Source organism: Pseudomonas sp. B40(2017), from assembly GCF_002112855.1.
Lineage (GTDB): Bacteria > Pseudomonadota > Gammaproteobacteria > Pseudomonadales > Pseudomonadaceae > Aquipseudomonas > Aquipseudomonas pharyngis.
In genome coordinates this window covers 490,628-517,074 of the sequence record NZ_NEIT01000004.1, presented here as the reverse complement: position 1 = coordinate 517,074, position 26,447 = coordinate 490,628, and the positions used below count along the sequence as shown (strand labels likewise).

Annotated in this window: 22 protein-coding genes; 7 read left to right on the top strand and 15 right to left on the bottom strand. The window is 60.8% G+C overall.

From position 1 onward, the window contains the following. Positions 1 to 30: 30 nt before the first annotated feature. Positions 31 to 990 (bottom strand): DMT family transporter, encoded by a 960-nt coding sequence (locus tag CAF76_RS13150; RefSeq protein ID WP_039770584.1) that lies wholly within the window; start codon positions 988 to 990, stop codon positions 31 to 33. Positions 991 to 1,204: 214 nt separating this feature from the next. Between CAF76_RS13150 and CAF76_RS13145 the strand changes: the two genes are divergently transcribed. Continuing rightward, complete coding sequence (locus CAF76_RS13145) at positions 1,205 to 1,399, top strand: DUF6316 family protein (protein ID WP_085647618.1); 195 nt, start codon at positions 1,205 to 1,207, stop codon at positions 1,397 to 1,399. A 136-nt stretch (positions 1,400 to 1,535) separates the two neighbouring features. Here CAF76_RS13145 and CAF76_RS13140 read toward each other — a convergent pair whose 3' ends face one another. Together CAF76_RS13140 and pap are read right to left on the bottom strand one after the other, a co-directional pair. After that, positions 1,536 to 2,720, bottom strand: coding sequence for a thiolase family protein (locus CAF76_RS13140; RefSeq protein WP_085612158.1), 1,185 nt, complete (start codon positions 2,718 to 2,720; stop codon positions 1,536 to 1,538). Positions 2,721 to 2,822: 102 nt separating this feature from the next. Then, entirely contained in the window at positions 2,823 to 4,337 is a 1,515-nt protein-coding gene (pap, locus tag CAF76_RS13135; RefSeq protein ID WP_085612157.1) for a polyphosphate:AMP phosphotransferase, read from the bottom strand. Between the two features lie 172 nt (positions 4,338 to 4,509). On the opposite strand from pap, the gene mnmC reads away from it, so the two are divergent. After that, the gene (gene mnmC / locus CAF76_RS13130; RefSeq protein WP_085647492.1) at positions 4,510 to 6,489 is read left to right on the top strand and encodes a bifunctional tRNA (5-methylaminomethyl-2-thiouridine)(34)-methyltransferase MnmD/FAD-dependent 5-carboxymethylaminomethyl-2-thiouridine(34) oxidoreductase MnmC; all 1,980 of its coding nucleotides are present in this window, start codon (positions 4,510 to 4,512) and stop codon (positions 6,487 to 6,489) included. 18 nt (positions 6,490 to 6,507) lie between these two features. Here mnmC and CAF76_RS13125 read toward each other — a convergent pair whose 3' ends face one another. Continuing rightward, a complete protein-coding gene (locus tag CAF76_RS13125; protein WP_085647489.1) occupies positions 6,508 to 11,334 on the bottom strand; it encodes an NEL-type E3 ubiquitin ligase domain-containing protein in 4,827 nt (1,608 codons plus the stop codon). Positions 11,335 to 11,629: 295 nt separating this feature from the next. On the opposite strand from CAF76_RS13125, the gene CAF76_RS13120 reads away from it, so the two are divergent. From CAF76_RS13120 to CAF76_RS13105, 4 genes are all read left to right on the top strand, one after another. Then, entirely contained in the window at positions 11,630 to 13,402 is a 1,773-nt protein-coding gene (locus CAF76_RS13120) for an N-acetylglutaminylglutamine amidotransferase (RefSeq protein ID WP_085647487.1), read from the top strand. Positions 13,403 to 13,405: 3 nt separating this feature from the next. Continuing rightward, on the top strand, positions 13,406 to 15,151 hold the full coding sequence (gene ngg, locus CAF76_RS13115; RefSeq protein ID WP_064598480.1) for an N-acetylglutaminylglutamine synthetase: 1,746 nt from the start codon (positions 13,406 to 13,408) through the stop codon (positions 15,149 to 15,151). A gap of 61 nt (positions 15,152 to 15,212) precedes the next feature. Continuing rightward, positions 15,213 to 16,403, top strand: a complete 1,191-nt coding sequence (locus CAF76_RS13110; protein WP_007950879.1) for an osmoprotectant NAGGN system M42 family peptidase — start codon at positions 15,213 to 15,215, stop codon at positions 16,401 to 16,403. A 59-nt stretch (positions 16,404 to 16,462) separates the two neighbouring features. Next, positions 16,463 to 16,690 carry a YheU family protein gene (locus CAF76_RS13105; protein ID WP_003192759.1) on the top strand — a complete coding sequence of 76 codons (228 nt, stop codon included), beginning with the start codon at positions 16,463 to 16,465 and terminating at the stop codon, positions 16,688 to 16,690. Between the two features lie 6 nt (positions 16,691 to 16,696). Here CAF76_RS13105 and csrA read toward each other — a convergent pair whose 3' ends face one another. The 3 genes from csrA to CAF76_RS13090 all read right to left on the bottom strand — a co-directional run bounded on the left by csrA (position 16,697) and on the right by CAF76_RS13090 (position 18,233). Beyond that, a complete protein-coding gene (csrA, locus tag CAF76_RS13100; protein WP_007950875.1) occupies positions 16,697 to 16,882 on the bottom strand; it encodes a carbon storage regulator CsrA in 186 nt (61 codons plus the stop codon). A 138-nt stretch (positions 16,883 to 17,020) separates the two neighbouring features. Next, complete coding sequence (locus tag CAF76_RS13095; RefSeq protein WP_085647485.1) at positions 17,021 to 17,353, bottom strand: YnfA family protein; 333 nt, start codon at positions 17,351 to 17,353, stop codon at positions 17,021 to 17,023. 64 nt (positions 17,354 to 17,417) lie between these two features. Then, entirely contained in the window at positions 17,418 to 18,233 is an 816-nt protein-coding gene (locus CAF76_RS13090) for an SDR family oxidoreductase (RefSeq protein WP_064598482.1), read from the bottom strand. A gap of 256 nt (positions 18,234 to 18,489) precedes the next feature. On the opposite strand from CAF76_RS13090, the gene CAF76_RS13085 reads away from it, so the two are divergent. Further along, positions 18,490 to 18,648: a DUF3309 family protein gene (locus CAF76_RS13085; RefSeq protein ID WP_169432680.1), complete on the top strand. Its 159-nt coding sequence runs from the start codon at positions 18,490 to 18,492 to the stop codon at positions 18,646 to 18,648. A gap of 61 nt (positions 18,649 to 18,709) precedes the next feature. Here the strand turns inward: CAF76_RS13085 and CAF76_RS13080 are convergent, their stop codons facing one another. The 8 genes from CAF76_RS13080 to CAF76_RS13045 form a co-directional block, all read right to left on the bottom strand. Next, the gene (locus CAF76_RS13080) at positions 18,710 to 20,803 is read right to left on the bottom strand and encodes an LTA synthase family protein (protein WP_085647483.1); all 2,094 of its coding nucleotides are present in this window, start codon (positions 20,801 to 20,803) and stop codon (positions 18,710 to 18,712) included. A gap of 313 nt (positions 20,804 to 21,116) precedes the next feature. Next, positions 21,117 to 21,722, bottom strand: a complete 606-nt coding sequence (locus tag CAF76_RS13075; protein ID WP_064598485.1) for an START domain-containing protein — start codon at positions 21,720 to 21,722, stop codon at positions 21,117 to 21,119. A 41-nt stretch (positions 21,723 to 21,763) separates the two neighbouring features. Beyond that, on the bottom strand, positions 21,764 to 22,018 hold the full coding sequence (locus tag CAF76_RS13070; RefSeq protein ID WP_007950870.1) for a YkgJ family cysteine cluster protein: 255 nt from the start codon (positions 22,016 to 22,018) through the stop codon (positions 21,764 to 21,766). A 166-nt stretch (positions 22,019 to 22,184) separates the two neighbouring features. Then, the gene (locus CAF76_RS13065; protein ID WP_085647481.1) at positions 22,185 to 22,661 is read right to left on the bottom strand and encodes a translation initiation factor 2; all 477 of its coding nucleotides are present in this window, start codon (positions 22,659 to 22,661) and stop codon (positions 22,185 to 22,187) included. Between the two features lie 74 nt (positions 22,662 to 22,735). Further along, positions 22,736 to 24,175, bottom strand: coding sequence for a PLP-dependent aminotransferase family protein (locus CAF76_RS13060; protein ID WP_039770612.1), 1,440 nt, complete (start codon positions 24,173 to 24,175; stop codon positions 22,736 to 22,738). Between the two features lie 201 nt (positions 24,176 to 24,376). After that, positions 24,377 to 25,189, bottom strand: a complete 813-nt coding sequence (locus CAF76_RS13055; RefSeq protein WP_085647479.1) for an OmpA family protein — start codon at positions 25,187 to 25,189, stop codon at positions 24,377 to 24,379. Continuing rightward, the gene (locus tag CAF76_RS13050; protein WP_172829501.1) at positions 25,186 to 25,542 is read right to left on the bottom strand and encodes a DUF4398 domain-containing protein; all 357 of its coding nucleotides are present in this window, start codon (positions 25,540 to 25,542) and stop codon (positions 25,186 to 25,188) included. Before CAF76_RS13050 ends, CAF76_RS13055 begins: the two co-directional genes overlap by 4 nt. Before the next feature lie 9 nt (positions 25,543 to 25,551). After that, positions 25,552 to 26,388, bottom strand: coding sequence for an ABC transporter substrate-binding protein (locus CAF76_RS13045; RefSeq protein ID WP_064598494.1), 837 nt, complete (start codon positions 26,386 to 26,388; stop codon positions 25,552 to 25,554). Between the last annotated feature and the right edge of the window lie 59 nt (positions 26,389 to 26,447).

The following is a 26,447-nucleotide window of genomic DNA, read 5'->3' as shown; positions in this document are numbered from 1 at the left end:
CCGATCCTTCCCGTGCCCGGCATGGGAAGGTCATCCGACCAACAGTTTCGCCCGCCGGGCCTTGAGCCCGGCAATCAGCGAAGGCCCCAGCGCTACCAGTGCCGACCCCAGCACCACCAGCACCGCCCCGCCATACCCCAGCAGATTGATTTGCTCGGCATGCACATACTCGGGCCACACCCCCGCCGCCACGGCCACCGCACCGAACGTCACCAACGGCGTGATCGCCAGCGTCGCGCTGACCCGCGAAGCTTCCCAATGCGCCAGCGCCTCGGCAAATGCGCCGTAGGCGATCAGCGTGTTCATGCAGCACGCCAGCAGCAGCCAGCCCTGCAACGGATTCAGCGACAGGGCTTCGAGCGGATGCACCCACGGCGTCAGCAACAAGGCGCAGAACAGGTAGATCACCATCATCACCTGTAAAGAATTCCACACCGTCAGCAATTGCTTCTGGCCCAGCGCATAGAAAGTCCAGACAGTCGAGGCCAGCAGCACCAGCAACACACCGGCGGTGTAATCAGATAAAGAGGTGAGCAATTCCGCCAGACGCTGATTGAAGAACAAAGCAAAACCGATCAACAGCACCGCCAGGCCAATGCCCTGACCGATGCTGAAGCGCTCCTTGAACACAAACAGACTGGCGATCAGCAACATGATCGGCCCCATCTGCACCACCAGTTGCGCAGTACCGGGGCTGAGCAGGTTCAGGCCCATCAGGTACAGCACGTAGTTGCCCACCAGCCCGAGCACCGCCATCAGCACCAGCCAGCCGCCCTTCGGCCCGAGCACCTTGCGGCTCGGCAAGCGTTTGGTCGCGGCCAGATAAATGAACAGACAGCCGCCGGACACCAGCAGGCGAAACCAGGTCACCGTGACCGGGTCCATCACCACCAGCACCTGTTTGAGCTTGATCGGCAGGATTCCCCACAGAAACGCCGTCAACAACGCCAGGAACATGCCGTACACCCAACGACCCGATGAAACGTGCATGAGAACCCCAAGCGCCAGAGACAGGAGCGCTCATTCTAGGCGCACAGACCGATCCGACACAGGAACAGTTGCGCTCCAGCCGCAAATGAAACTGTGCAGGTCGCAGCAGAAAATTGACGATGGGCCGTTGATCGGCCAGCCGGGCAAGGTAAGTGGTTCAGGCATAAGCTTCTTGGATCCAGCCCGGGACATCACTCACCAAGGAGACCCCGTCATGTTAGGCATGCGCGCCCAGGACACCGCCCCCGCCACGCACTTTCGCAGCGACCGCGTGTGCCGGGTCAACGGCGAACTGTATTTCAGCACCCGGGAAAACACCCTCGAAGGGCCGTTCGACAGCCACGAGAAAGCCGAGCAGCAGATAAAGGCCTACATCGCGCGGATGCAGTTGCTGGATTCCGGCAGATAAGCCGTGCTGAACCCAATCGCGGGCAAGCCCTCTCCCCCAGGTTCCGGGTTGGCCACTGAATTGTGAGCACACTCGAACACTGTGGGAGCGGGCTTGCCCGCGATTACGATTTGCCGGTCAACGCATCGTTCAAGGCCTAGCGCACAGCCTCAAACAACCCGGTCGCCCCCATCCCCCCGCCCACGCACATGGTCACGATTCCGTAGCGCAGATTGCGCCGCTGCAACTCGCGCACCAGATGCCCGGCCTGCCGTGACCCGGTCATGCCGAACGGGTGGCCGATGGAAATCGAGCCGCCGTTGACGTTGTACTTCTCGTTGTCGATTTCCAGACGATCACGGGCGTACAGGCACTGCGAGGCAAACGCTTCGTTCAATTCCCACAGATCGATATCCGCCACCTGCAGGCCTTTGGCCTTGAGCAGCTTTGGCACCGAAAACACCGGGCCGATGCCCATTTCGTCAGGCTCGCACCCAGCGACGGTAAACCCGCGGAAAAACGCTTTCGGCTTGAGCCCCAGTTGCAGGGCTTTTTCCAGGCTCATCACCAGCGTCATCGAGGCGCCATCGGACAACTGCGACGAGTTGCCGGCGGTCACCGAACCGTCCTCGGCGAACACCGGTTTCAACCCGGCAAGGCTTTCATAGGTGGTGTCCGGACGATTGCAGTCATCGCGGTCGACGATGCCGTCGAGGATCTGCACTTCACCGCTGTTCTTGTCTTCAACCCGGTACTTCACCGTCATCGGCACGATTTCATCGTTGAACAGCCCTGCTGCCTGCGCCTGAGCGGTGCGGATCTGACTTTGCAGCGAGTAGCGATCCTGCGCCTCGCGGCTGACGCCATAACGGCGCGCCACCACTTCCGCGGTCTGGCCCATGGTGTAGTAGATGCCCGGCGTCTGCTGCTTGAGCAACGGATTGATCAGGTGATCGGTGTTGACACTCTTCAGGGTCAGGCTGATCGACTCGACGCCGCCGGCGACGATGATGTCGCTGCAACCCGACGCGATCTGGTTGGCGGCAATCGCAATCGCCTGCAACCCCGAAGAACAGAAACGGTTGAGGGTCATGCCGGCGGTGCCGGTGCCCAATTGCGAGAGCACCGCCACGTTGCGGCCGATGTTGTAGCCTTGGGCGCCCTCGTTGGAGCCGGCGCCGACGATGCAATCCTCGACGCTTGCCGGGTCGATGTCGTTGCGCGAGAGCAACGCATTGACGCAATGGGCCGCCATGTCATCGGGACGGGTCTGGTTGAACTTGCCGCGAAAGGACTTGGCCAGGCCGGTCCGTACGCTGTCGACGATCACCACTTCACGCATGGCATACCTCATTGTTGCAGTCGGTTGAGAGTGAACCGAGCATAAGTCCCCCCCATCGCCGACCGCGACAATCATTCACCTCGCGTATGCGGGCCCATCGGTTCAGTCCTTGTGCTTTTTGGCTCGCTTGTCGGACTTCTCGAAAGCGTCTTCCAGCGCCCGGTTGATCGTGCGCAACACCTTGACCCGGGCCCAGCGCTTGTCATTGGCCTCGACCAGGGTCCACGGCGCGATTTCGGTGCTGGTGCGGTCGACCATGTCGCCCACGGCGGCACGGTAGGCGTCCCACTTGTCACGGTTGCGCCAGTCGTCTTCGGTGATCTTGAAGCGCTTGAACGGGATTTCTTCGCGCGCCTGGAAGCGCTCCATCTGCGTGTCCTTGTCGATCGCCAGCCAGAACTTGACCACGATCACCCCGGCGTCGGCCAGTTGCTCCTCAAAATCATTGATCTCGCCATAAGCGCGCATCCAGTCGGCAGTGCTGCAAAAGCCCTCGACCCGCTCCACCAGCACCCGGCCGTACCACGAGCGGTCGAACACCGTGAACTTGCCCCGCGCCGGAATATGTCGCCAAAACCGCCACAGATACGGCTGCGCCCGTTCCTCTTCGGTCGGCGCGGCAATCGGCACGATGCTGTATTGGCGCGGATCGAGCGCCGCCGCCACCCGACGAATCGAACCGCCCTTGCCCGCGGCATCGTTGCCTTCGAACACCGCCACCAGCGCATGCCGGCGCATGCGTTTGTCACGCATCAGCCCCGACAGCCTTGCCTGCTCGGTGATCAATTGTTCTTCGTAGTCTTTCTTGTCCAGACGCTGGGTCAGATCGAGGCTGTCGAGCAGGTTCAACTGGTCGACGGAAGTCCCCAGCGGTGCAGCGTTGACCTCATGGGGATGCACATCGGGACGCTTCAAGGCATTTTGCAGGCCTTCGAGCAGGATCTTGCCGACCGTCAGGCTGCGGTAGTGCGGGTCGACACCCTCGATGACATGCCACGGCGCGTAATCGCGACTGGTGCGGCGCAACACGCGTTCGCCGTATTTGACGAACTTGTCGTAGGTCTGCGATTGCTGCCAGTCCAGCGGGCTGATGCGCCAGCTGTGCAGCGGGTCGTCGGCCAACGCCTTGAGCCGCGCCTTCATCTGTTTCTTGGACAGGTGGAACCAGAACTTGAAGATCAGCGCGCCTTCATCACAGAACATCTTTTCCATGCGCTCGGCGCCGGCAATCGCCTGATCCAGTCGCGGATCCTTGAACAAACCATGCACCCGGCCCTGCAGCATCTGGCTGTACCAGTTGCCGAAGAAAATCCCCATCCGCCCCTTGGCCGGCAGCATCCGCCAGTAGCGCCAGGCCGGAGGCCGCGCCAGCTCTTCATCGGTCTGCTGGTCGAAAGTGCGCACTTCGATCAGGCGCGGATCCATCCACTCGTTGAGCAACTTGACCGTCTCGCCCTTGCCGGCGCCTTCGATGCCGTTGATCAAAATGATCACCGGGAAACGCTTCTGCTGCTGCAACTCGAACTGGGCTTCGAGCAAGGCTTCACGCAGGGCGGGCACGGCGGCTTCGTAGGTGTCTTTGTCGATGGCGTGACCGATTTCAGCGGATTCGAACATGGGACGGCTCCTTCCAGGATTCAGCAAGACTAGCGGATTGGGCTCTGACGCGGCACAGAAATTCCCGCCGGCGGCGGATTGTCCTTGAGTGATCGTCGGCAAGGCTTGCCATGGATCAAGCGCCGCCTGCGTGATCGGCTAGAATGGCCGCCTTGCCGTTGCCGAGCCTGCCATGAAACCTGTATTGCCCCACGCCCAACTCGACTGGGATGACCAGGGACGCCCGCGTTCGCGAGTGTTCGACGATGTGTATTTTTCCGACCAGTCGGGGCTGGATGAAACCCGCTACGTGTTCCTCGAACAGAACCGTCTGGCCGAGCGCTTCGCCGCACTGCCGGCGGGTGGGCGACTGGTGATCGGTGAAACCGGCTTCGGCACCGGGCTAAATTTTCTCTGTGCCTGGCAGTTGTTCGAACAGCACGCGGTGCCCGGTGCGCGGCTGCATTTCGTCAGTGTCGAGAAATTTCCGTTGAGCCCTGCCGACCTGCAGCGGGCGCTGGCGTTGTGGCCCGACCTGAAGCCTTTCTGCGATCAACTGCTCAAGCATTACGTCGCCATCCATCAAGGCTTTCAGCGCATTGTTCTGGATAACGGCCGCGTGACCCTGACGCTGCTGATCGGCGATGCGCTGGAGCAATTGCCGCAATTGGACGGGCAGATCGACGCATGGTTTCTCGACGGTTTCGCCCCGGCGAAAAACCCGGAGATGTGGACCGCCGAACTGTTCGCCGAACTGGCGCGACTGGCGGCGCCCGGCTCGACCATCAGCACGTTCACCAGCACCGGTTGGGTTCGACGCCTGCTCAACGCCGCCGGTTTCAAGATGAAGCGCACGCCGGGCATCGGCCACAAATGGGAGATCCTGCGCGGCGAATTTCTCGGCTGGCCGCAGGACGTTCCTTTACCCGTGGCGGACAAACCGTGGTTCGCCCGCCCGGCGCCTTTCAATGGAGAGCGTCGTGCGCTGGTGATCGGTGCCGGCCTGGCCGGCTGTGCCACGGCGGCTAGCCTCGCGGCAAGGGGCTGGCAGGTCAGTCTGCTGGAACGACATGACGCGGTGGCGCAGGAAGCCTCGGGCAATCCGCAAGGCGTGCTGTACCTGAAACTGTCCGCCCACGGCACCGCACTGTCGCAGTTGATCGTCAGCGGTTTCGGCTACACCCGACGTTTGCTGGAAACCCTGCAACGCGGCACCGATTGGGACGACTGCGGCGTGCTGCAACTGGCATTCAACGAAAAGGAACACGAACGTCAGGCGCAACTGGCGGCCGCGTTTCCCGAAGACCTGCTGCAATGGCTCGATCAACCCGAGGCACAAGCCCGAGCCGGGATCGGTCTGGCTCATGGCGGTTTGTATTACCCCGAGGGCGGCTGGGTGCATCCGCCGGCGTTGTGTCAGGCGCAATCGACACAACCGGGCGTCACGCTGCTGCCCCATCAGGAAGCCGTGGAGTTGCGCAAGGTCGACGGTCAGTGGCAAGCCTTCGACGGTGAACGATTGATCGCAACAGCACCGGTCGTGGTGCTGGCCGGCGCCGCCGACATCAAGCGTTTCCCCCAGAGCGCCGACCTGCCCCTCAAGCGCATTCGCGGGCAGATCACCCGCCTCGCGCAGACCACGCAAAGCCAGGCGCTGACCAGCGTCGTGTGCGCCGAAGGTTACGTCGCACCGGCACGCCTGGGGGAACACACCCTCGGCGCCAGTTTCGATTTCAACAGCGACGACCTGACCCCGACCACCGCCGAACATCTGGGCAATCTGGCGATGCTCGAAGAGATCTCCACCGATCTGGTCGCGCGCCTGCACGTCAGCGAGCTCGACGCCGAAAGTCTCCAGGGCCGGGCAGCCTTCCGTTGCACCAGCCCCGATTACCTGCCGATCGTCGGCCCGCTCGCCGATCGCGAAGCCTTCACCGAGGCCTATCGCGCCTTGAGCAAGGATGCCCGGCAAGTGCCGGACATTGCCTGCCCATGGCTGGACGGTCTGTACGTCAACAGTGGCCACGGTTCCCGGGGGCTGATCACCGCGCCACTGTCCGGTGAACTGCTGGCGGCCTGGCTGGACAACGAACCGCTGCCCCTGCCCAGAGGTGTCGCAGAGGCGTGTCATCCGAACCGGTTTGCCTTGCGGTGGCTGATCCGGGGCAAATGACCGAATCCGGGATTGGATTCAACCACCGGGCAACAGGCAAATATTGCCCTCGACCAGTCGTAGCACTTGCTCGGTCAACCGCTCGAGCAAGGCGCTTTCCGTCTGTTCCTGCCGGGCGGCACACAGGTTCATTTCGTTGAGATAGTCGGCCGAGCTGAGTTCTTCGGCTTTCTCGAACAACGCCAGGGCTTCTTCCTGGTGAGGCGCGCGCGCATCGTCGAACTGTTGGGCAAAACTGCTTTTCATGTATTCGTTCCACCAAGGCTGGCGAACCAGAAACGCCAGCCACTCGGGAGACAATTCAGCAGTCTGGATTCGATTGATAGCCTCCACCAGATCCGCCCCTGTCACCTCCGCGAGTGAGGCGTAATGCATGTGCGAAGGTTGCCCGGGCAATTCGAGTGCCTGCGCCAGACCGGAGCGGTAGGCAAGGGTCACTTCCAGCGGGTCAGGTGCCGCATGGACCTGCGCGTGCTCCGCGGCGATCCGGTCAATCTGCTCCAGCCGAAACAGTCCTCTCGCCAGCCTCATCAGCGCCTTCGTCGAAGGGCGTTGCCCCCTGGGACCACGGGTCACATGGTGGACGTGCACTGCAACTTCCAGGTGGCTGAAGTTCAACGCCGCGTTGTCCGTGCAATTGATCGGGTTGGCCGCCAGATCGAAAATCTGCTCCCGCAATTCGGCATCGGCCTGCGTAGCATCCAGAACCGTCCAGACCCGCCGGTGCATATCCTCGCGCACATTGGCTGACTCGGCGGAATTGCCCAACTCCGCGAGCAGCGCGAACAGGCCTTCGGCCCTTGGGTCATCCTTGAGTGCGTTCCACATCTGCAGATGCCGGGAGCCCTCGCTTCCTCCCGTCTCGGTCAGCCAGATCGAACGTGCCTGGATTTCGTCCAGTCGCGCGATATCGTTATCCAGGTAACCCATGCCGACGCCGACCGTCGTGCGGTAGTTTTCAAGGTAAGTTCTGCTGACATCGGAAATCGGGTTACGCCGCAAATTGATCGCTTCACTGAAGCGCCTGGACGTTTCAAAAAGCCAGGCAGGCAGATCACGGATTTCGTTATCCCGCAGATCCACCCGATCCAGATTGGGTAGAAACTGCAGGCCTTTTGGCAGCTCCGTGGCGCGGGTATTGCGCAAGGAGAGGTAAGTCAGATCGAACAGGTTGCGGACATCCACCGTGGCGCCGAGGGGGTTCCCGCTCAGATTCAGACTTTGCAAGGTGCGCAACCCGGCCAGCTTCACCAGGGCGTGCTCGGTGAGTTGAAGCCGATTGCCGGCCAGGCTCAGCCGCCTGAGGTTCGGCATATGCGAAATGATCTCGGGCAACCGGGTGATCTGATTGCGATCCAGTTCAAGGGACTCGACGTTCGTGAATGCTTTGAGGAAATAAGCGGCATCGTCGTCCAGCAACATGTCTTGCAGAGACAATTGCCTGACATGATCAAACGTCAAACCGACCGGCAAGGTCGGAAACTTGCCGAAGCGCATGCCATCGAGCTTCAAACCATAGACGAGACGCCCGGCGTCATCGGGCAGGGAGATCAAACGGCGAAAACAGTCTTCGATTTCGAACGCAACGATTTGCCGGCATTCGCGAATTTCGTTCAGATCACCGCCCAGGACCTTCATGGCTGCTTCATCTCGGACCCAGGTGTCCATCACATCCCGCAGTCGGCCCAGATCCTTTCGCAACTGTCGGACCCTGACCGCCCTGGTCAGATGGTCGCTGCCCAGCTGGTCAAGGAACTCATTGGCTTGAACGTCAGAAAACAAGGGATAGAGCTTTTTCACCTGCCGCAATAAACGACGCGAATGAATGTTCGACCCGGCGGGAGAGTCGGCAGGCGTGCACACGGGCTCGGCGGTCGCCGCTTGCCACTGACCGCCTGCCAACACCCGGGCGCATGCCTCACGTTCATCCAGAGCACTCTCCAACAGTTTGCCGCGCAGGCGCCCGCCATTTTCCGGCGTCGGTTGCACAAATCCGATGGCCTTGCGCTGCTGCGCTGAAAGACCTTTGAGAATCGCCTGATAGAGATCTTCCGGCCCGGCCGCGATCCTGCCGAGTGATTTCCTGTCGCTGCCAAACACCTCGTAACCATTGTCGAGTCTGACCAGCGTGCATGAACTCGACGTAACCAGCGGTTTTTCGCCCAGCGTTTCCAGGAGCTGACCGCTCAAGGATTTCGCCCGCAGTTCAAGATAGAACTCGGGATCCCAGCCTGCGAGACGGGGTAGCAACCGGATCGCCAGTTTCCTTGTATCGGCATTGGCGATGTCGGTCAGGTAAAAACCTGCCAATGCCCGATCCACTCGCCCATCGCTCAAAGCCTGACGCGCCCGTTGTGCCAACCCCATGGGCACCCGCCCGGTGCTGCGCAGGCGCATCCGTTCAATGCTCGGCGTCCGTTTGAGCAGCTCCCGGGCGGAGCGCACCGGCAAATCGGGAAAGGCCCTGCGCAACTTGAGCAATTCTCCGGCAACGTCTTGATCGTATCGGCTGTAGAGATGGTCGAAAGTCGACCTTCGATCGGCCTTGATCGCCGCCCCGATCACTTTCGCCAACTGCTGACTCGCATCGGCCGGGGCTACGTCAGCCCCCACCAAGACCTCCACTTCTTTGGGACGCAGAACATCGACGACCGCTTGCAGCAACTCGCCCTTCTCCAGTTGCGCATGCTTCACAATGACGCTCACGGTATCGTCGTCGATCGATCCGGGCGGGTAGGTCGCGGTGATCCGCCCTTGTTCATCCACGACTTTGATGTAGCGATCGGCCGGCCAGTTCGCAAGCCGGGGTAAAGCATGCAGCTGTTCGTTGACGTAACGCGGATCACTCGCCTCGCCACGCTCCATGGCGGCAATGTATTCGCGCACTCTGCGCTCGATTCCAAAACGTTCGATCATGTCCAGCAAGCGGGAAGGCAGCGGCCGGTTGTCGTCGCTCAGGCGATGCAGCTCATCGATCCGGGTGTCGGTCAACCGACGGGCCATCTCCAGACGACTGTCTTCCCAGCCCTCAAGACTAGGATCAGTGCGTTTGAGCGTGTACGCTCCGCTCCATCGCTCGGTCTGTTCGAAGTCATGACGCCAGCCTCCGCGATCATTGCGCTTCAATACCGGCTGATAAGCCTGTGCACGCACAGGGTGTTGGACTTCCCAGGTATTGGATGCAGGCTCCAGCGCTACCTCGTAAGCCCGATTGTCGAAATGGGCAAACTGCTTGCCGTTCGCCCGGAACAAGCCTGCAGTATCGGGTTCGGCACCTGTCGGAAGCGGCTGTTCATAACCGAGTAGCTGCGGTTTCCACAATCGAGGCTGACCGTCACGGTCCAATATGGCCGTGAACGGCTGGAAGAAATCCGGATGCTTGCGCACCGTCTTGATTGCCAGTGTTTTCAGGCCCTTGATACCGGCCCCCACGCTGACCATCAGCACAATGTTTTCAGCAACGCTGAGCAGGTGCGAAAACGCCTCCTCACGATCTCCCCGCGACCAGTCCTCAACGCCCTCATAAACTTCCGCAAGCATTTGCCCCACGGCAACCCCCATCATCAGTTGCCCTACGACCGGCACGAAAATCCCGGCCACATTGGCGACCGTCAGACCGATTTCCAGATACTCGAGCAGGCGCTTCTTGCGCGCCTCTTCATCCACATCGGCAGTCGGTACGGCGAGCGCGCGGGCATCGATCTGCAGTTTGCCGATATGGCTCTGGTGCATGAAGTCGAGCAACGACACGGTTATCGGCAAATATTTGGCACGACCCAGGCTGCGAGCGTCCGCGAAGTTTTTGAAGAAATCCGCCTTGTCCACCTCGCCGATGCAATGAGTGAAGTAGCTCCTGTAACTGGCCACCCCCAATTGGTATTCCAGGTACACGAGAAACGCCGAGAAACTCGCATACTCGTACAACGGTTGAGAGGGCGAGCCGGGCATGTAAACCAGGCACCATTGATCCGGCTCCGACTCGACCGAGCGCTCGGAAAACACCACGATGCCCCAGATGCAACAATCGAACAGTTCGATGCCTTGCATGAGCAGCGGCCGGCCCTGGTAATTCAGGCTTTTGGCATCAGCGATACCACCGGCCTCGAGCAGGCGCTCCAGGCTGTCGTATGCGCCCTGGCTGATGTGTGCATTCAACAGTGCCAGATGCAGATCCAGTCGCATCAACTGTTTTTTCAGGTCGATGATGTTGCGGATCATGGAACCGGTGGCAACCGGTTTGCCATCAACCTGGGTGATACCGAATACCTCTTGAAAATGCTGTTGGTATTTCTGCCCCAGATCGAGCTCGCGACAGAGTCCGGCGAACGCGGTGGGTGTCAGGCCCGCAATCCCTGCAGGATGGCCAGAGATGCGCACGACACTGCCTGCGGGGAAAAAATCGTCCTGTGCCTCCCGCTCCGTGAAGTTCTGCATCGCCGCTTCCAGAAGCGTCGGCGTTGCCGGCGGCGTGACCGGCGATCCTCCGCCGGGCGGGGTGACGGGCTCGCAACCACAGTACTCCCCAGGCAGCTCCAGATAGTCTTTTTCGACATCGAACTGCACTGGCCAGCGAGCTTTCAGGGCGCTGGTCAACAGCGCGGCGCAAAAGCTGTTCAAAGGTTGCAAGCGGCCAAGATCGGCTTCGACCTTCGCCTGAGCGGCGTGTAACTCACGCGCGGTCTGGTCCAGCGCGGCGAGTGCAGAGCTGGAACCTTTCAGAAGGCTGGGGGGCAGGATTTTCTGCAAGGCCTGGGCAGTATCCAGATCGCCGGTGGCTTCCAGCAAAAAAACCAGTATCTGTTCCTGGGTCAGCGGTGTCGCAGTATCCGACTGCGTATTCGACATGGGCAATATTCCTTTATCGCACTTTGGAACCGTTACCTTAACGATCCTGCCTGCGTAAAAAAACACGAAAAACTACGTGATCAGGCCGGCAAACAAGCAGACATCCGCATGTTTTCACTATTTATCTACTACCCATAACCCCAAGCGGAAAGCTAATGGCCCATCGGTCAGGCCGAACCGCTTATAACCGATCGTTCTAAAACTCCCACATCCCAGCCGGGTCAGTTTCTGAGTACCGGCCATTTCGGCGCGGTGCAGTGACACCTTCCCCAACGGAAAAACCGGTAAGGACCTTATGTGCGGATTAGCTGGCGAGTTACGTTTTGATCAACAACCTGCAGACCTTGCAGCCATCGAGCGAATCACCCATCACCTGGCGCCTCGCGGCCCCGACGCGTGGGGCTTCCATGCCCAGGGACCGATTGCCCTGGGCCATCGACGCCTGAAAATCATGGACCTGTCGGACGGCTCGGCGCAGCCGATGATCGACAGCCAATTGGGCCTGTCCCTGGCCTTCAACGGCGCGATCTACAACTTCCCTGAATTGCGTGCCGAACTCGAAGCGCTCGGGTACGCGTTCTATTCCGGCGGCGACACCGAAGTGCTGCTCAAGGGTTATCACGCCTGGGGTGAAGCGCTGCTGCCGAAACTCAACGGCATGTTTGCCTTCGCCATCTGGGAGCGCGATGCCCAGCGTCTGTTCATTGCCCGCGACCGTCTTGGCGTCAAGCCGCTGTACCTGTCGCGCACCGGCCAGCGCCTGCGATTTGCCTCGGCCCTGCCGGCCTTGCTCAAGGGCGGTGACATCAACCCGATCCTCGATCCGGTGGCGCTCAACCATTACCTGAATTTCCACGCCGTGGTACCTGCGCCGCGCACCTTGCTGGCCGGTATCGAAAAGCTGCCGCCAGCGTGCTGGATGCGCATTGAAGCAGACGGCACCACCGAGCAGAAAACCTGGTGGACCCTGCCCTACGGACCACACGACGACGAAAAAAACCTGACCCTGGAAGACTGGCGTGACCGCGTGCTCGACAGCACCCGCGAAGCCGTGGCGATCCGCCAACGGGCAGCGGTGGATGTCGGCGTGCTGCTTTCCGGAGGTGTCGATTCGAGCATGCTGGTGGGCCTGTTGCGCGAAGTCGGCGTGGAGAACCTGTCGACCTTTTCCATCGGTTTTCAGGATGCCGGGGGCGAGCGCGGTGACGAGTTTCAGTACTCAGACCTGATCGCCAAGCACTACGGCACCCAGCACCATCAACTGCGCATCGACGAAAAAGAGATCATCGAGCAATTGCCCGCCGCGTTCCGCGCCATGAGCGAGCCGATGGTCAGCCACGATTGCATCGCCTTCTATCTGCTGTCCCGCGAAGTGGCCAAGCACTGCAAGGTTGTGCAAAGCGGCCAGGGAGCCGACGAGTTGTTCGCCGGTTATCACTGGTATCCGCAAGTCGACGGCGCGGCCGATCCGTATGCGGCTTATCGCGAAGCGTTTTTCGACCGCAGCTACGACGACTACGCCGCCACGGTGCAGCCGAAATGGCTAACGGCCAATGACGCTGCCGGCGACTTCGTGAAGGAACATTTCGCACAGCCCGGCGCCGATGCGGCGGTCGACAAGGCCCTGCGCCTGGACAGCACGGTGATGCTGGTGGACGACCCGGTCAAACGCGTCGACAACATGACCATGGCCTGGGGCCTGGAGGCGCGCACGCCGTTTCTCGACTATCGACTGGTGGAATTGTCGGCTCGCATTCCGGGCCAGTTCAAACTGCCGGACGGCGGTAAGCAGGTGCTGAAGGAAGCCGCGCGACGGGTGATTCCGAGTGAAGTGATTGACCGCAAGAAAGGTTACTTCCCGGTGCCGGGCCTCAAGCATTTGCAGGGCGACACTCTGAACTGGGTGCGCGAACTGCTGCTCGATCCGAGTCAGGATCGCGGCCTGTTCAACCCGGTGATGCTCGACAAGCTACTCACTGATCCACAAGGTCAACTCACGCCTCTGCGCGGTTCCAAACTGTGGCAACTGGCAGCCCTGAACCTGTGGCTCAGCGAACAAGGAATCTGATCGATGAAACCTCACGCCACGGCTTACAGCCAACGCCTGCTGCGCGGTCAGACGCCGTCCTACGAACGCTTGCAGGCGCGCCTGGCCGAAGATGGCAGCGAGCCTGCCGCCGAACCGATCGCGGTGCATTGCGGCTGGGGCCGATTGCTCATCGGTCACACCTTCCCCGATCCTGCAAGCCTTGCCCGGGAACTGCTCAACGAGCAGACGGGCGAGCGCGACATTGCTTTGTACGTTGCCGCGCCGCAGCAGATTCTCGGGCTGGAACCGACTCAATTGTTTCTCGACCCGTCCGATACCCTGCGCTTGTGGTTCAGCGATTATCGTCAGGCCACCCGCGTGTTTCGCGGCTTCCGCATCCGTCGTGCGCAAAGTGACGCGGACTGGCAGGGGATCAATCAGCTGTATCAGGCGCGCGGCATGCTGCCGATCGACGCCACCCTGCTCACCCCGCACCATCAGGGCGGCCCGGTGTACTGGCTGGCGGAAGACGACGACAGCGGCGCGGTGATCGGCAGCGTCATGGGCCTCAATCACCAGAAGGCTTACAACGACCCGGAAAACGGCAGCAGCCTGTGGTGCCTGGCGGTCGATCCGCAGTGTTCGCGCCCCGGGGTCGGCGAAGTGCTGGTGCGTCATCTGATCGAACACTTTATGAGCCGGGGTTTGAGCTATCTCGATCTGTCGGTGCTGCACGATAACCGCCAGGCGAAAAACCTCTACGCCAAACTCGGTTTTCGCAACCTGCCGACGTTCGCCATCAAGCGCAAGAACGGCATCAATCAGCCGCTGTTTCTTGGCCCCGGCCCGGAGGCGCAGTTCAACCCTTACGCGCGGATCATCGTCGAGGAAGCCCATCGACGCGGTATCGACGTGCAAGTGGATGACGCCGATGCCGGGCTGTTCACCCTCAGTCACGGCGGGCGCCGGGTGCGTTGCCGCGAATCACTGAGCGACCTGACCAGCGCCATCAGCATGAACCTGTGCCAGGACAAGAGCCTGACCCACAAAGTGTTGAAAGCCGCCGGGTTGAATGTGCCGTCGCAGCAGCTAGCAGGAAACGCGGACGACAATCTGGCGTTCCTCGATGAACACCAGCGAGTGGTGGTCAAACCGCTGGATGGCGAACAGGGCCAAGGCGTGGCGGTGGATCTGCAGACCATCGAGGAAGTGCAGCAGGCCATCGAAGCGGCCAGACAGTTCGACACTCGCGTATTGCTCGAAAGCTTCCATGAAGGCTTCGACCTGCGGATTCTGGTGATCGGTTTCGAGGTGGTTGCTGCGGCGATCCGCCGGCCGGCGGAAGTGGTCGGCGACGGCCATCATTCCATCGGCGCCCTGATCGAAGCCCAGAGTCGGCGCCGGCAGGCGGCGACCAGCGGGGAAAGCAAGATTCCGCTGGATCACGAAACCCAGCGCACCCTGCACGCAGCCGGTTACGACTACAGCAGCATCCTGCCGGCCGGTGAGCATCTGTTCGTGCGGCGCACGGCGAATCTGCACACTGGCGGCACGCTGGAAGACGTCACGGCGATTCTGCATCCGACCTTGGCCGAGGCCGCCGTGCGTGCGGCCCGCGCCCTGGAAATACCCATGGTCGGACTCGACCTGATGGTGCCGGCGGCGGATCAACCACAGTACGTGTTCATCGAAGCCAACGAGCGGGCAGGTCTTGCCAACCATGAGCCGCAACCGACGGCCGAGCGGTTTGTCGATCTGTTGTTTCCGCACAGTCAGCCGGCCGTTTGATCTCTCTTCAGCGTCATTCCCGCGTTGAACGCGCGAATGACGCCCCGCAACAGGAGTTTCCATGACCACCCAAATTCCCGAACCGGATCTGAACTACCTGCAGAAAGTCCTGCTGGAAATGCTCGCGATTCCCAGTCCCACCGGGTTTACCGACACCATCGTGCGTTACGTCGCCGAGCGTCTGGAAGAACTTGGCATTCCCTTCGAGATGACCCGTCGCGGCACGATCCGCGCCACCCTCAAGGGCAAGAAAAACAGCCCCGACCGTGCGGTCTCGGCGCACCTGGACACCATCGGCGCCGCCGTGCGCGCGGTGAAAGACAACGGGCGTCTGACCTTGGCGCCGGTGGGCTGCTGGTCGAGCCGGTTCGCCGAGGGCAGCCGCGTCAGCCTGTTCACCGACAACGGTGTGATTCGCGGCAGCGTGTTGCCATTGATGGCTTCCGGGCATGCCTTCAACACTGCCGTGGACGAGATGCCGATCAGTTGGGATCACGTCGAGCTGCGTCTGGACGCCTACTGCGCGACCCGCGCCGATTGTGATTCGCTGGGCATCAGCGTTGGCGATGTGGTGGCCTTCGATCCTTTGCCCGAGTTCACCGAAAGCGGCCATATCAGCGCCCGACATCTGGACGACAAGGCCGGTGTTGCCGCGCTGCTGGCAGCGCTGAAAGCCATCGTCGACAGCGGTCAGGAGCTGATGATCGACTGTCACCCGCTGTTCACCATCACCGAGGAAACCGGCAGCGGCGCGGCGGCAGCCTTGCCGTGGGACGTCAGCGAATTCGTCGGCATCGACATCGCCCCGGTCGCGCCGGGCCAGCACTCCAGTGAACATGCGGTGAGCGTGGCGATGCAGGATTCCGGCGGGCCGTACGACTATCACCTGTCGCGGCACCTGTTGCGTCTGGCAGGCGAGCACGAACTGCCAGTGCGCCGCGACCTGTTCCGCTATTACTTCAGCGACGCCCATTCGGCCGTCACCGCCGGTCACGACATTCGCACCGCCCTGCTCGCCTTCGGCTGCGACGCAACCCACGGTTACGAACGCACGCACATCGACAGCCTCGCGGCGCTCAGTCGCTTGCTGGGGGCGTACATTCTGAGTCCGCCGGTGTTCGCCAGCGATGCGCAACCGGCCACCGGGTCACTGGATCGCTTCAGTCATCAGATCGAGCACGAGACGCAGATGGAGAGCGACACCCGTGTGCCGTCGGTGGACAGCCTGGTGGGGCAGCGTTCGGACAGTTGAGTCTGGCCCTCGGCGATCATTCGCCGTAGCATCCCGACATTGATTTAGCCGAGGTGCCCATGCTGATTCCCTACGACGCGCTCGAAGTCGACACCCTCACCCGCCTGATCGAGGATTTCGTCACCCGTGACGGTACCGACAACGGTGACGACACGCCGCTGGAAACCCGCGTACTGCGGGTTCGCCAGGCGCTGACCAAAGGCCAGGCGTTGATTGTCTTCGATCCGGAGAGCGAGCAATGCCAGTTGATGCTCAAGCACGACGTGCCCAAGCACCTGTTCGACTGAAAACGGTCAGCGGCCCTTGCCGCTGGCCTGTTTGCGCTGGATCCGTTCGTAGACCTCGGCGCGATGCACGCCGACCTGCTCCGGCGCTTCGACGCCGAACCGCACGCTGGAGCCGTTGACCGCCAGAACGCGCAAAGTGATGTTGTCGCCGATGGAAATCAGTTCCCCGACAACACGGCTGAGTACAAGCATGGGAGGTGTCCTTCAAGGTTTGCGAGCCTTGAAGATGCGCGGCTTTCGAGCGCCCTACAATGCATGCCGGGCAATTCAGTCATTCCCTACGCGCCAAGGCGCGCAAGCCTTCAGACGTTTCCTTCAGGCCTGCAAGATTCAGCTCGCGGAAAACCGCGGCCCGAACAGGATCACACTGGCCCCGATCACACACAGTGCCACACCGATCCAGTCCGAACCCAACGGGCGGATGCGCTCAACCACCGCCAGCCAGCCAATCGAAGCAATGATGTAGATGCCGCCATAAGCTGCGTAGGCGCGACCGGCGTAGGTCGCTTCGACGCGCGTCAACAGCAGCGCAAAGAGAGTCAGACTGAACAGTGCCGGGATCACCCACAAGGCGCTCTTGCCCTGGCGCAACCACATCCAGAACGCGAAACAGCCGGCGATTTCGAACAGCGCGGCGAGAAAAAACCACAGATAGTTGAGCATGCAAGACATCTCGTCAGGGTGACTGTTGCGGCCACCCTAACGATGCGACGAACCCCGGGCAAGTTCAGCCGTTGTTCTGTTTGGCCTTGGCGCGCATCTTCTCGGCCATCGCGGTCATTTCGTTGTACAGCAATTGCGGGTTTTTCTGTTTGAGCGCCCAGGCCATGCGCCCTTGTTCGTGGGGCAGGATCATGAACTCGCCGGCCGCGACTTGCTGGTAGATGTAGTCGGCAATATCGCTGGCGGTGATGGGCGAACTTTCCAGCAACTTGCCGACCTGGGCTTTCATCGCCGGCGTCGGGCCCCGGAAAGAGTCCAGCAGGTTGGTCTGGAAGAACGACGGGCAGACCACATGCACACCGATTTCCTGCTGGGCCAGTTCGATCAACAGGCTTTCCGACAGGGCCACCACTCCGGCCTTGGCCACGTTGTAGTTGCTCATCGCCGGGCCCTGCATCAGCGCGGCCATCGAGGCGATGTTGATGATCTTGCCCTTGCTCTGCTCCAGCAGCGGCAGGAATGCCTTGCAGCCCTTGACCACGCCCATCAGGTTGATCGCGATCTGCCAGTCCCAGTCCTCCAGCGACAACTCGCTGAAGAACCCGCCCGACGCCACACCGGCGTTGTTGACGATGATGTCGATGCCGCCAAGTTTCACTTCGCAGGCCTGGGCGAACGCCGTCAACTGGCTGTAATCGCGCACGTCGCAGCGCTGGATGAAGCCGTCGCCGCCGGCCTCGCGGACCAGTTTCAGGGTCTCTTGCAAACCGGGCTCGCTGACGTCGGACAAGGCCAGTTGCCAGCCTTCACGCGCCCAGCGCAGCGCGATTTCGCGACCCAGGCCAGAGCCCGCGCCAGTGATCATCATGCGATTTTGCATAGCAGACAGCCTTGTTGTTCCGGGGAAGATGCGCGGAGTGTAGCGAAGGATACGCAGCGACCCACGCTCCATCAGATTGCTGAATGGCGAGGGCAAACCGCGACAACAAACGAAATAAGCGAGCGAGCCAAATACCTTAAAAAAACATTGAATTTTCTTTCATGCGCACCAGTCGGAATTTGTAAGCCGGCTGGATTTAGTTCAACTTCCAGCTGCCCTTGAACACCAAGACTTCACAGACACTATCAACAAGGAAATAGACATGGGCACAATTCTAATCATCATCCTGATCCTGTTGCTGATCGGTGGTCTGCCGGTCTTCCCGCACTCCAGAAGTTGGGGTTATGGCCCTTCGGGCATTATCGGCGTAGTGCTGGTAGTCCTGTTGGTGCTGTTGTTACTCGGTCGGATATGACTGTTTGACCGACAAAAAAAAGAGGCCCTGTGAAGGGCCTCTTTTTTATTGTGCCGACTGATCAGTCCGGCTTGCCGTTAACCACACCGGCGGTATTGTCGATCAGGCTCTTGGTGGCCGTTTGCAGGAACGCTTCAAGCTTGAGTTTCAGCTCGGCAGTGCGCGGTGCATCCGGAATGATTTCAGCAGAAGGATTCGCGCCCAGTTGGTACTGGTAGATCTTCGGCGCCATTTCCTTCTCTTTCGGCAGCACCAGAATCTGGTCAGCGGTGACGATGGCAGTGGTCTGCTCGCTGCCCGACGGCTTGATCACACCGAAACCGGTATCACCCTGCGGCAGGTTCAGCAGATCGCGGCCCCAGCACTGATGGCGCACTTCGCCACCGAGGCGACCCATGATGGTCGGCACGATGTCGATCTGGGTGCCCACGGTGTGGTCACGGGTACCGAATTTTTCCTGGATGCCCGGTGCGATCATCAGCATCGGCACGTTGAAGCGGCCCAGGTCCATTTCGGTGATCTGACGCTCGTTGCCGAAACCGTGGTCGCCGACGATGACGAACAGGGTTTCCTTGAAGTACGGCTCCTTGCGGGCCTTCTCGAAGAACTGGCCCAGCGCCCAGTCTGCGTAACGCATGGCGGTCAGGTGCTCGTTGAGCGGGCCACGGTCGGTGACGCGTTCGACCGGCAATGGCGTCGGCAAGGCGTACGGCGTGTGGTTGGACAGGGTCTGCAGCAGCGCGTAGAACGGCTTGCCGTTTTCCCGCGCCTTGAGCTCCACCAGACCACGGTCGAACATGTCCTGGTCGGACACGCCCCAGGTCGGATCGGAGAACACCGGGTTCACGAAGTCGTTACGGCCGACGAAGTTGGTCATGCCCTGGTTGCTGAAGAAACCGGACTGGTTGTCCCAGGCAAAGTCACCGTTGTAGACGTAGACATCGTCATAGTCACGCGCACTGAGCAACTGCGGCAGGCCGGACAGTTTGTGGCTGCCTTCCGGGGTCTGCATCAGGTATTCGAAACCCGGCAGGTTCGGGAAGCACGCCATGGTGGCGAACATGCCCTGGTGGGTGTGGGTGCCGTTGGAGAAGAAACGGTCGAACAGCAGGCCTTCCTTCGACAGCTTGTCGAGGTACGGCGTGATGTTGCCTGGCGCGCCCAGTGCGCCCACCGAGTGACCGGCCATGCTTTCCATCAGGATCACGACGACGTTCTTGATCGGCAGGGTCTTGTCGGCAGGCGGCGTGTATTCACGACGCACGGCAGCGATATCGGCATCCACCAGTTTGTCGTCCGGCATCACCAGCATCTCGCGCACCACTTTCTGCGCCTGATCCTGCGGCAGCGTGGCTTTCCAGATGTTGTCGCGATCCTCGCCCAGCCGATCCTTGGCTGCCGCGATCAGCGACAGCGTGCCGTTGAGGCCGAGCTGGTTGGCGAAGTTCGAATCGGTGGTGTACACGTCACCCCAGCGCAGCGGCGGGCCTTGACGCAGGGTGCCGCGAGCGGCGACCACGCAGATCAGCAGGCACACCACGAATACCGCCAGACGCGCATACCATGGCGCCACTTGACGGGTGCCGACGTTACCGCCGCTGAACGGGCCACGCGGACGGGTCAGACGGTCCGCTCCCTTGAACGCCAGGGTCAGGATCAGCGTGCCCACGGCCCAGGCCAACAGGTAACGCACCACCGGGAAACCGTACCAGAGCATGCTCATCACGGTTTTCGGGTCTTCTTTCACGTACTGGAACACCAGGCCGTTGAGGCGCTGGTGGAACTCGCGATAGAAGTCCATCTCCATCAGGCCGAGGAACAGCGCGATGCTCGAAGCAACGGTCAGCCACAGACGGAAGAACCCGCGCGCCGCCATGGCCCGGGCACTGAACAGCGCCAGCACCAGCGGAATGCAGACGTACACCACCAGGCGAATATCGAAGCGCAGGCCGTTGGCGAAGGCTTCGAGGAAAGTCGAGGCCGGGGTGTCGAGGATCATCTCGCGGTTGTAGACCAGCAGCGCGAGGCGCAGCACGGAAAACATCACCATCATGACCAGCGCGCACAGAAGCGTGTAGGCCAGATGCGATTTGACGGTCGGTTGCAGCAGGCGACTGGAAGATCGCTGCTGACTCAGGGCGTCCGGGTTTGCCATGTCGTTTTAGGACCCATTGGAAGTTGAAGTTGCAAAAATTCAGCTGCGCCCTGCCCTCTGTTGGCCATTCCAGGCCCCGGGGCTTGCGCGGAGCGCAAATGTTGCACGATCACCGGCGGCATTGCCATTGATTAGTACCCGCTGCCGGACACTTTCATTCAAGGCACAGCGCGGCGGGACAGGTACAAACAGCGCGGGCGAATTGTCTTGGAGACTTTGTGAAAATTTCGTTCAACGCATATTCGGAAACACAATAAACCTGCAAAACAAAACGCCCCGAGTTCTTCGGGGCGTTTACAGATGAACGCGATGTTTACTTCTCGGCGCGTTCTTTCAAGGCTTTCAGGGTATTGAACGGTGCGTCGACCACAAACTTGTTGGCGATCATGGAAGGCACGCTGCCGCCCGGCTCGGTGTGAACCTGATAGGTCACTTCAACCTGATCGCCCTTTGGCACGAACTTCCAGAAGCCTTTGACCTGAGCGACCCGCACAAAGCCCTTTTCTTCAGGCAGGTACTTCGGCACGCCTTCCAGGTTACGGGTCAGGCTGCCATCGGCGCCTTCAACGGTGGTGACATGCAGGATGGAGTCGCGCGGGGTAACCGGCCATGGCGTGTTGAACTGGGTGTAGGTCCAACTCTGGTCGCCTTCGTGCTTGAGCAGTTTCTGGGTCTTGCACTCGTGAATCCATGCGCAGGCCCCGGACACGTCTTCCTGCAAGGCGCGCAGTTTGGCGATGGTGGTCTTCATCACGGTCACACCCTGATAAGACTTGTAGTCCGAACCCGGGACTTCGCTCAGGGAGACCTTGATGCCGTCCTCGTTCTTGGCGACTTTCCAGTCTTCAGCCTGGGCAACCGAGGTGGCCAGCACGGCCGTCAAACCACACAACACAGCGATACGATGCAGCGAACCCATAGTCTTATTCCTTATTGTTGAAGTTCCGTTCGTTTGACACATCACGCCGCCGTCATCTGCTCCCACCAGCCGAGCAGTCTGATCGCGTCTTCCTGGCTGCTGCCGCAGACTTCGGGATCGGCCTTGAATCCTGAACAGACCGCCGGACGTTCCGGTCGGCCGAAAATGTTGCACAGGTTATCGACCGACAACTGAACGCAGCGTTCACCGGCAGGTTTTCCATCGGGCATGCCTGGAATCGGCGAACTGATGGAAGGGGCAATGCAGCAGGCGCCACAGCCTTCACGGCATTTCATGACGACGCGTTCCTCGCAGCGGGCAATGTGTTAAAGGGACGCGGAACAGGGTAACCGCTTAAACGGCTGTTTTAAATTGCCTGAACCGGGGTTTTTACGCAGAAACGAAAGTGACTGACCAGTCTCCGACAAAGCGTCTGGTCTGCGGGTCACCGATGGGGACGATTTATTGCTTGAACTCGAAATCCAGCGCCGCGCCCTCGACTTCGCGGCGCTCTTCGTTACGCAGCTGCAACTGCATTTCGTTGCTGAGCAAACGGCCGTTGAGCTGGAACCCGCTGTTCTTGTCGCCGAACATCTGCGGCAGGATCGGCTCACGCTTGGGCAGCGTCACGGAACCGGGAGGCTTCAATTCCTGAACCATGTCTTTCGGCAGGCTCAAATCGAGCTTCGCAGGCGGCAGCGGCGTCTTGGCCACCTCCTTCGCCGATTTCGACTTGGAGGCTACCGGGGCGCGCTTCTTGGCGGGAGCAGCCTTATTCTGCGGTGTTTTTTTCGCTGGAACGGTTTTCTTGGCCGTGACCGGTTTTTTCGCGGTGGCAGTCGCCGGCGTCTTTTCCTGAGCCGCCGCCATGGCGCCAGGGATCTGACCCATCATCAACAGGCAGAGCACAACCCAGGCGGCAGAAAATTTCGCTTTCATGAACCCAACGAAGCTAACGGCAGAGGGCCATATGCTCGCCTGTTGGGCGCCACATGACAAGCTCCGCCATTGTTTCAAAATCCGCCGGCCATCTCCTGACAGAGCTGGGTGGCCAACATGCCGAGGGTCATCAGCGCCCGTTCCGCCTCGCGATTCCACGGGATGCCGCAATTCAACCGGATGCAGTGGTTGAACTGTTCGGTGTTGCTGAAGATCAACCCCGGCGCAATGCTGATGCCCTGTTGCAGCGCCCGCACGTGCAATTCCTGGGTGTTGACCCGTCCCGGCAGGCTGACCCACAGAATGAATCCGCCGGTCGGCCGGGTCATCTGTGTGCCTTCGGGAAAGTGCTGCTGAACCGCCAGCTGGAATGCGCTGAGATTTTTCCGGTATTCCTGGCGGATGTACCGTAAATGCCGGTCATAGCCGCCGTTTTCCAGGTAGGCCGCGATAGCCATTTGGGTGACGCTGCACGCGGAATGGGTGCTGAAAGTCTGCAAGCGCTGGATTTCCTGCTGGTACTTGCCGGCGATCATCCAGCCGATGCGCACCCCGGGCGATAACGTCTTGGAAAAACTCGAGCAATAGATCACCCGGTCGAGCCGGTCGTAGGCCTTGAGCGACTTGGTGCGGCCCTGCTCGAACATCAATTCGCCATAGATGTCGTCTTCGACGATCTGGATATCGAAATCCGAGGCCAGTCGCAGCAGTTGTTTCTGGCGCTCTTCGGGCATGGTACCGCCGAGCGGATTACTCAGGCGCGTGGTCAGCACCAGCGCCTTGATCGACCATTGGTTCGCCGCCAGTTGCAGGGCTTCGAGGCTCATGCCGGTGGCGGGATCGCTGGGGATCTCGATGACTTTCAGGCCCAGCAGATCCGCCAATTGCAACAGTCCGTAATAGGTTGGCGATTCAGCGGCGATCAGGTCGCCGGGGCGCGTCAGCACTCGCAACGACATCTGCAACGCATCGACGCAGCCGTGGGTGATCACCACTTCCGAAGGGTCAACGACCACGCCTGCATCACGCATGCGAATCGCCACCTGCCGGCGCAGCGGCTCGAAACCGGGGCTGAACATGTAGCTGAACGCCCGAGGGCTGTGAAAGCGGGTGACCTTGGCCAATTGCTGATGCAGGGCCCGCACCGGCAAATAATCGACACTCGGCACCGCCGCCCCCAGCGGGAACACGCCTTCACGACGGGACTCCACCAGCACTTGCTGAATGATGCTGCTGCGGGTGACCAGGCCTGGCCGTTCGACCCGGGCAATGTCCGGCGTGGGCGCCGTCAGTGCGGGAGTCTGGTGCACGTAGTAGCCGGACTGCGGCCGCGCACGGATCAGGCCCTGATCCTCGAGGTTGGCGTAAGCCTGCAACACGGTGGCATGGCTGACGTTGAGCTGCGAACTCATCTTGCGCACCGAAGGCACGCGCTCGCCCGGTTGATAGACGCCACGGCGGATATCTTCGGCCAGCTGTTGAGCAATACGTTGGTAGAGCAAGAGATTGGTCATGACGCAGCACTCGATTTCACGGGCGTTTTATTCTTGTGTGAAACAATACCGGAACAGTTTGGAAGTGTACTGGGACAGTTGCCATATTAGTCAACCATACAGTGCTGTGTCGGTTAAATCTGTACTGCTTTGTGAGGTAATCGACAGACGTAAAAAAGCCCGGCGCTGCCTGACAGCCCGGGCTTTCCAGTAACGCCACCCTCAGCGGGCGGCGCCGAGCTGGCCTTTTTCGTCGGAGAACACGATTTCCACTCGACGGTTCTGCGCACGCCCACGCTCGGAAGCGTTGGCGTCCACGGGATATTCATCACCGTAGCCTTCGACCTGAATGCGTTTTTCGTCGATGCCCAGGTCCGTCAGCACGTCAGCTACCGACTGCGCACGGTCACGGGACAGCTTGAGGTTTTCCTGCTTGCCGCCGGTGCTGTCGGTGTAGCCCTCGATCCGCACGACGCGTTTCGGGTTGAGTTGCAGGAACTGCACGATCTTCAGCACCACGCGGTTGGCAGAGTTTTTCAGTTCGGCCTCACCGGTGTCGAACAGCACGTCACCCAGGGTCATCACCAGACCACGGTCGGTTTGGGTAGTGGCCAGTGCAACGATCTGTTCTTCCAGCCATTTACCCTGCTGTTGCACACTCAGCAGCTTGGACTCGCGCAGGGCCAGTTGCAGGCGCTGGCGTTCAAGTTCCAGCTTCGCCACACGCTCTTCGTTGAGCACCTGATTGGTGTGCTCACGAGCGATTTCGCTGTAGCGCTGACTCAGGTAGGCGTAATGCACCACGTCCGAGCCGCTGCCCCAGTACGTCGACAGACGATCGGCACGGGCCAGGGACTCACCGGCGCGGATCACGTCTTTCGGCGCGATACGCAGCACGTTGGAATCTTCCTTGACCTTCTGGAAGTCGGTGCTGGCCTGCTGCAGTGCAGATTCGCTGTGCTGACCGGCGCAGCCGTACAGGCTGGCGCAACCGGCGAGGATCAGAGCACCGAGAGTTTTGGACTTCAGGCTCATTGGGCATCCCCCAGTTGCTTGCGCAGTCGGACGATACGGGTGTTGAGCACGTTCACTTGCTCTTCGCTCTTGCGGGTCAGGACTTTGGCTTCCGCCAGACGTGCGTCGAGTTCGGCCTGTTCGAAGCGCATCCGCGCATTCTTGTAAGACTCACCCGCCATGCTGCCTTTGGCCCGGTTGAACTTGTCCTCGGCCAGTTTCATCTCCGGCACGTCTTCGGCGGTGGCGCCCACGGCTTTGGCTTGCTCAAGGGCCTGCTCGGTCAGACGCATTTGTTCGTTGGGTGCCGGATCGCTGGCGCAACCGGCCAGGGCCAGAACGGCCATGGCCGCGAAAAGAAGTCGATTACTCACTAAGAATCCCTACTGTTTTGGGGCGCTGACAGGTGGTTGCGGCGGCTGTTGCTGCTGCGCCTTCCAGCGCTCGATGTTGCGTTGCAGCGCGGCTTCCGTCAGGCCGGACGCGGGCAATTCTGTCATCTTTTTGGCCAGCTGTCCGCGCAACCACGGATCGTTGCAGGCCGAGTTGTGCGAAACCGCGAGGAACAGACCGGGCCGGTCGATGGGTTGTTCGAAGGCCAGCAGATCGTTGGCCATGCCCAAGGCCTGCGCGGCCGCCATGCCCGAGTAGCGACCGGCGAGTACATATTCCACTTCGCCCAGCAGAAGTTTCTGAAACGCCTGGGTCAGGTTTGCCGTACGGGTCAGGGTCAATTGCTGCTCGGCGATAGCGCCAAATGCCGGGGTCATTCGAGACTTTTCCGACAAGCCGCCGGTATGCCCGTGCAGGTCCTTGGCTTCGCTGTAGACCAGGGTCGACCCCTTGCGCGTCCACACCAGGTAATCGTTTTCCAGTAACGGCGGGTGTATGTAGTCGAGGTTTTCCAGCTCATTAAAGGTCAGCGGTGCGTCGGCCAGCATGTCCATACGCCCGCTGCGCACTTCATCGAGGGCCTGGGAGCGCTTGCCGGCGTACAAAAGATCGACCTTGATCCCCAACTCCTTGGCCACCTGTTGCAACAGATCGGCACTTGCACCGATCAGTTGTTTGGGGTTCTGCGGATCCTGCCAGAGGTACGGCGGTGCATCCGGGCTGCCGGTGACGACCAGCCGCTCGCACTTGCCCGCCGCCACCGACAGGCCCGGCAACAATGCCAGACCCAGCAACCACGAGCAGCCCAACCGACGATGCAAATCCATGGCGAAACGCTCCCGCTCAAATCCCAGACAAAAAAAAGCCCGACCAACAGGCCGGGCTC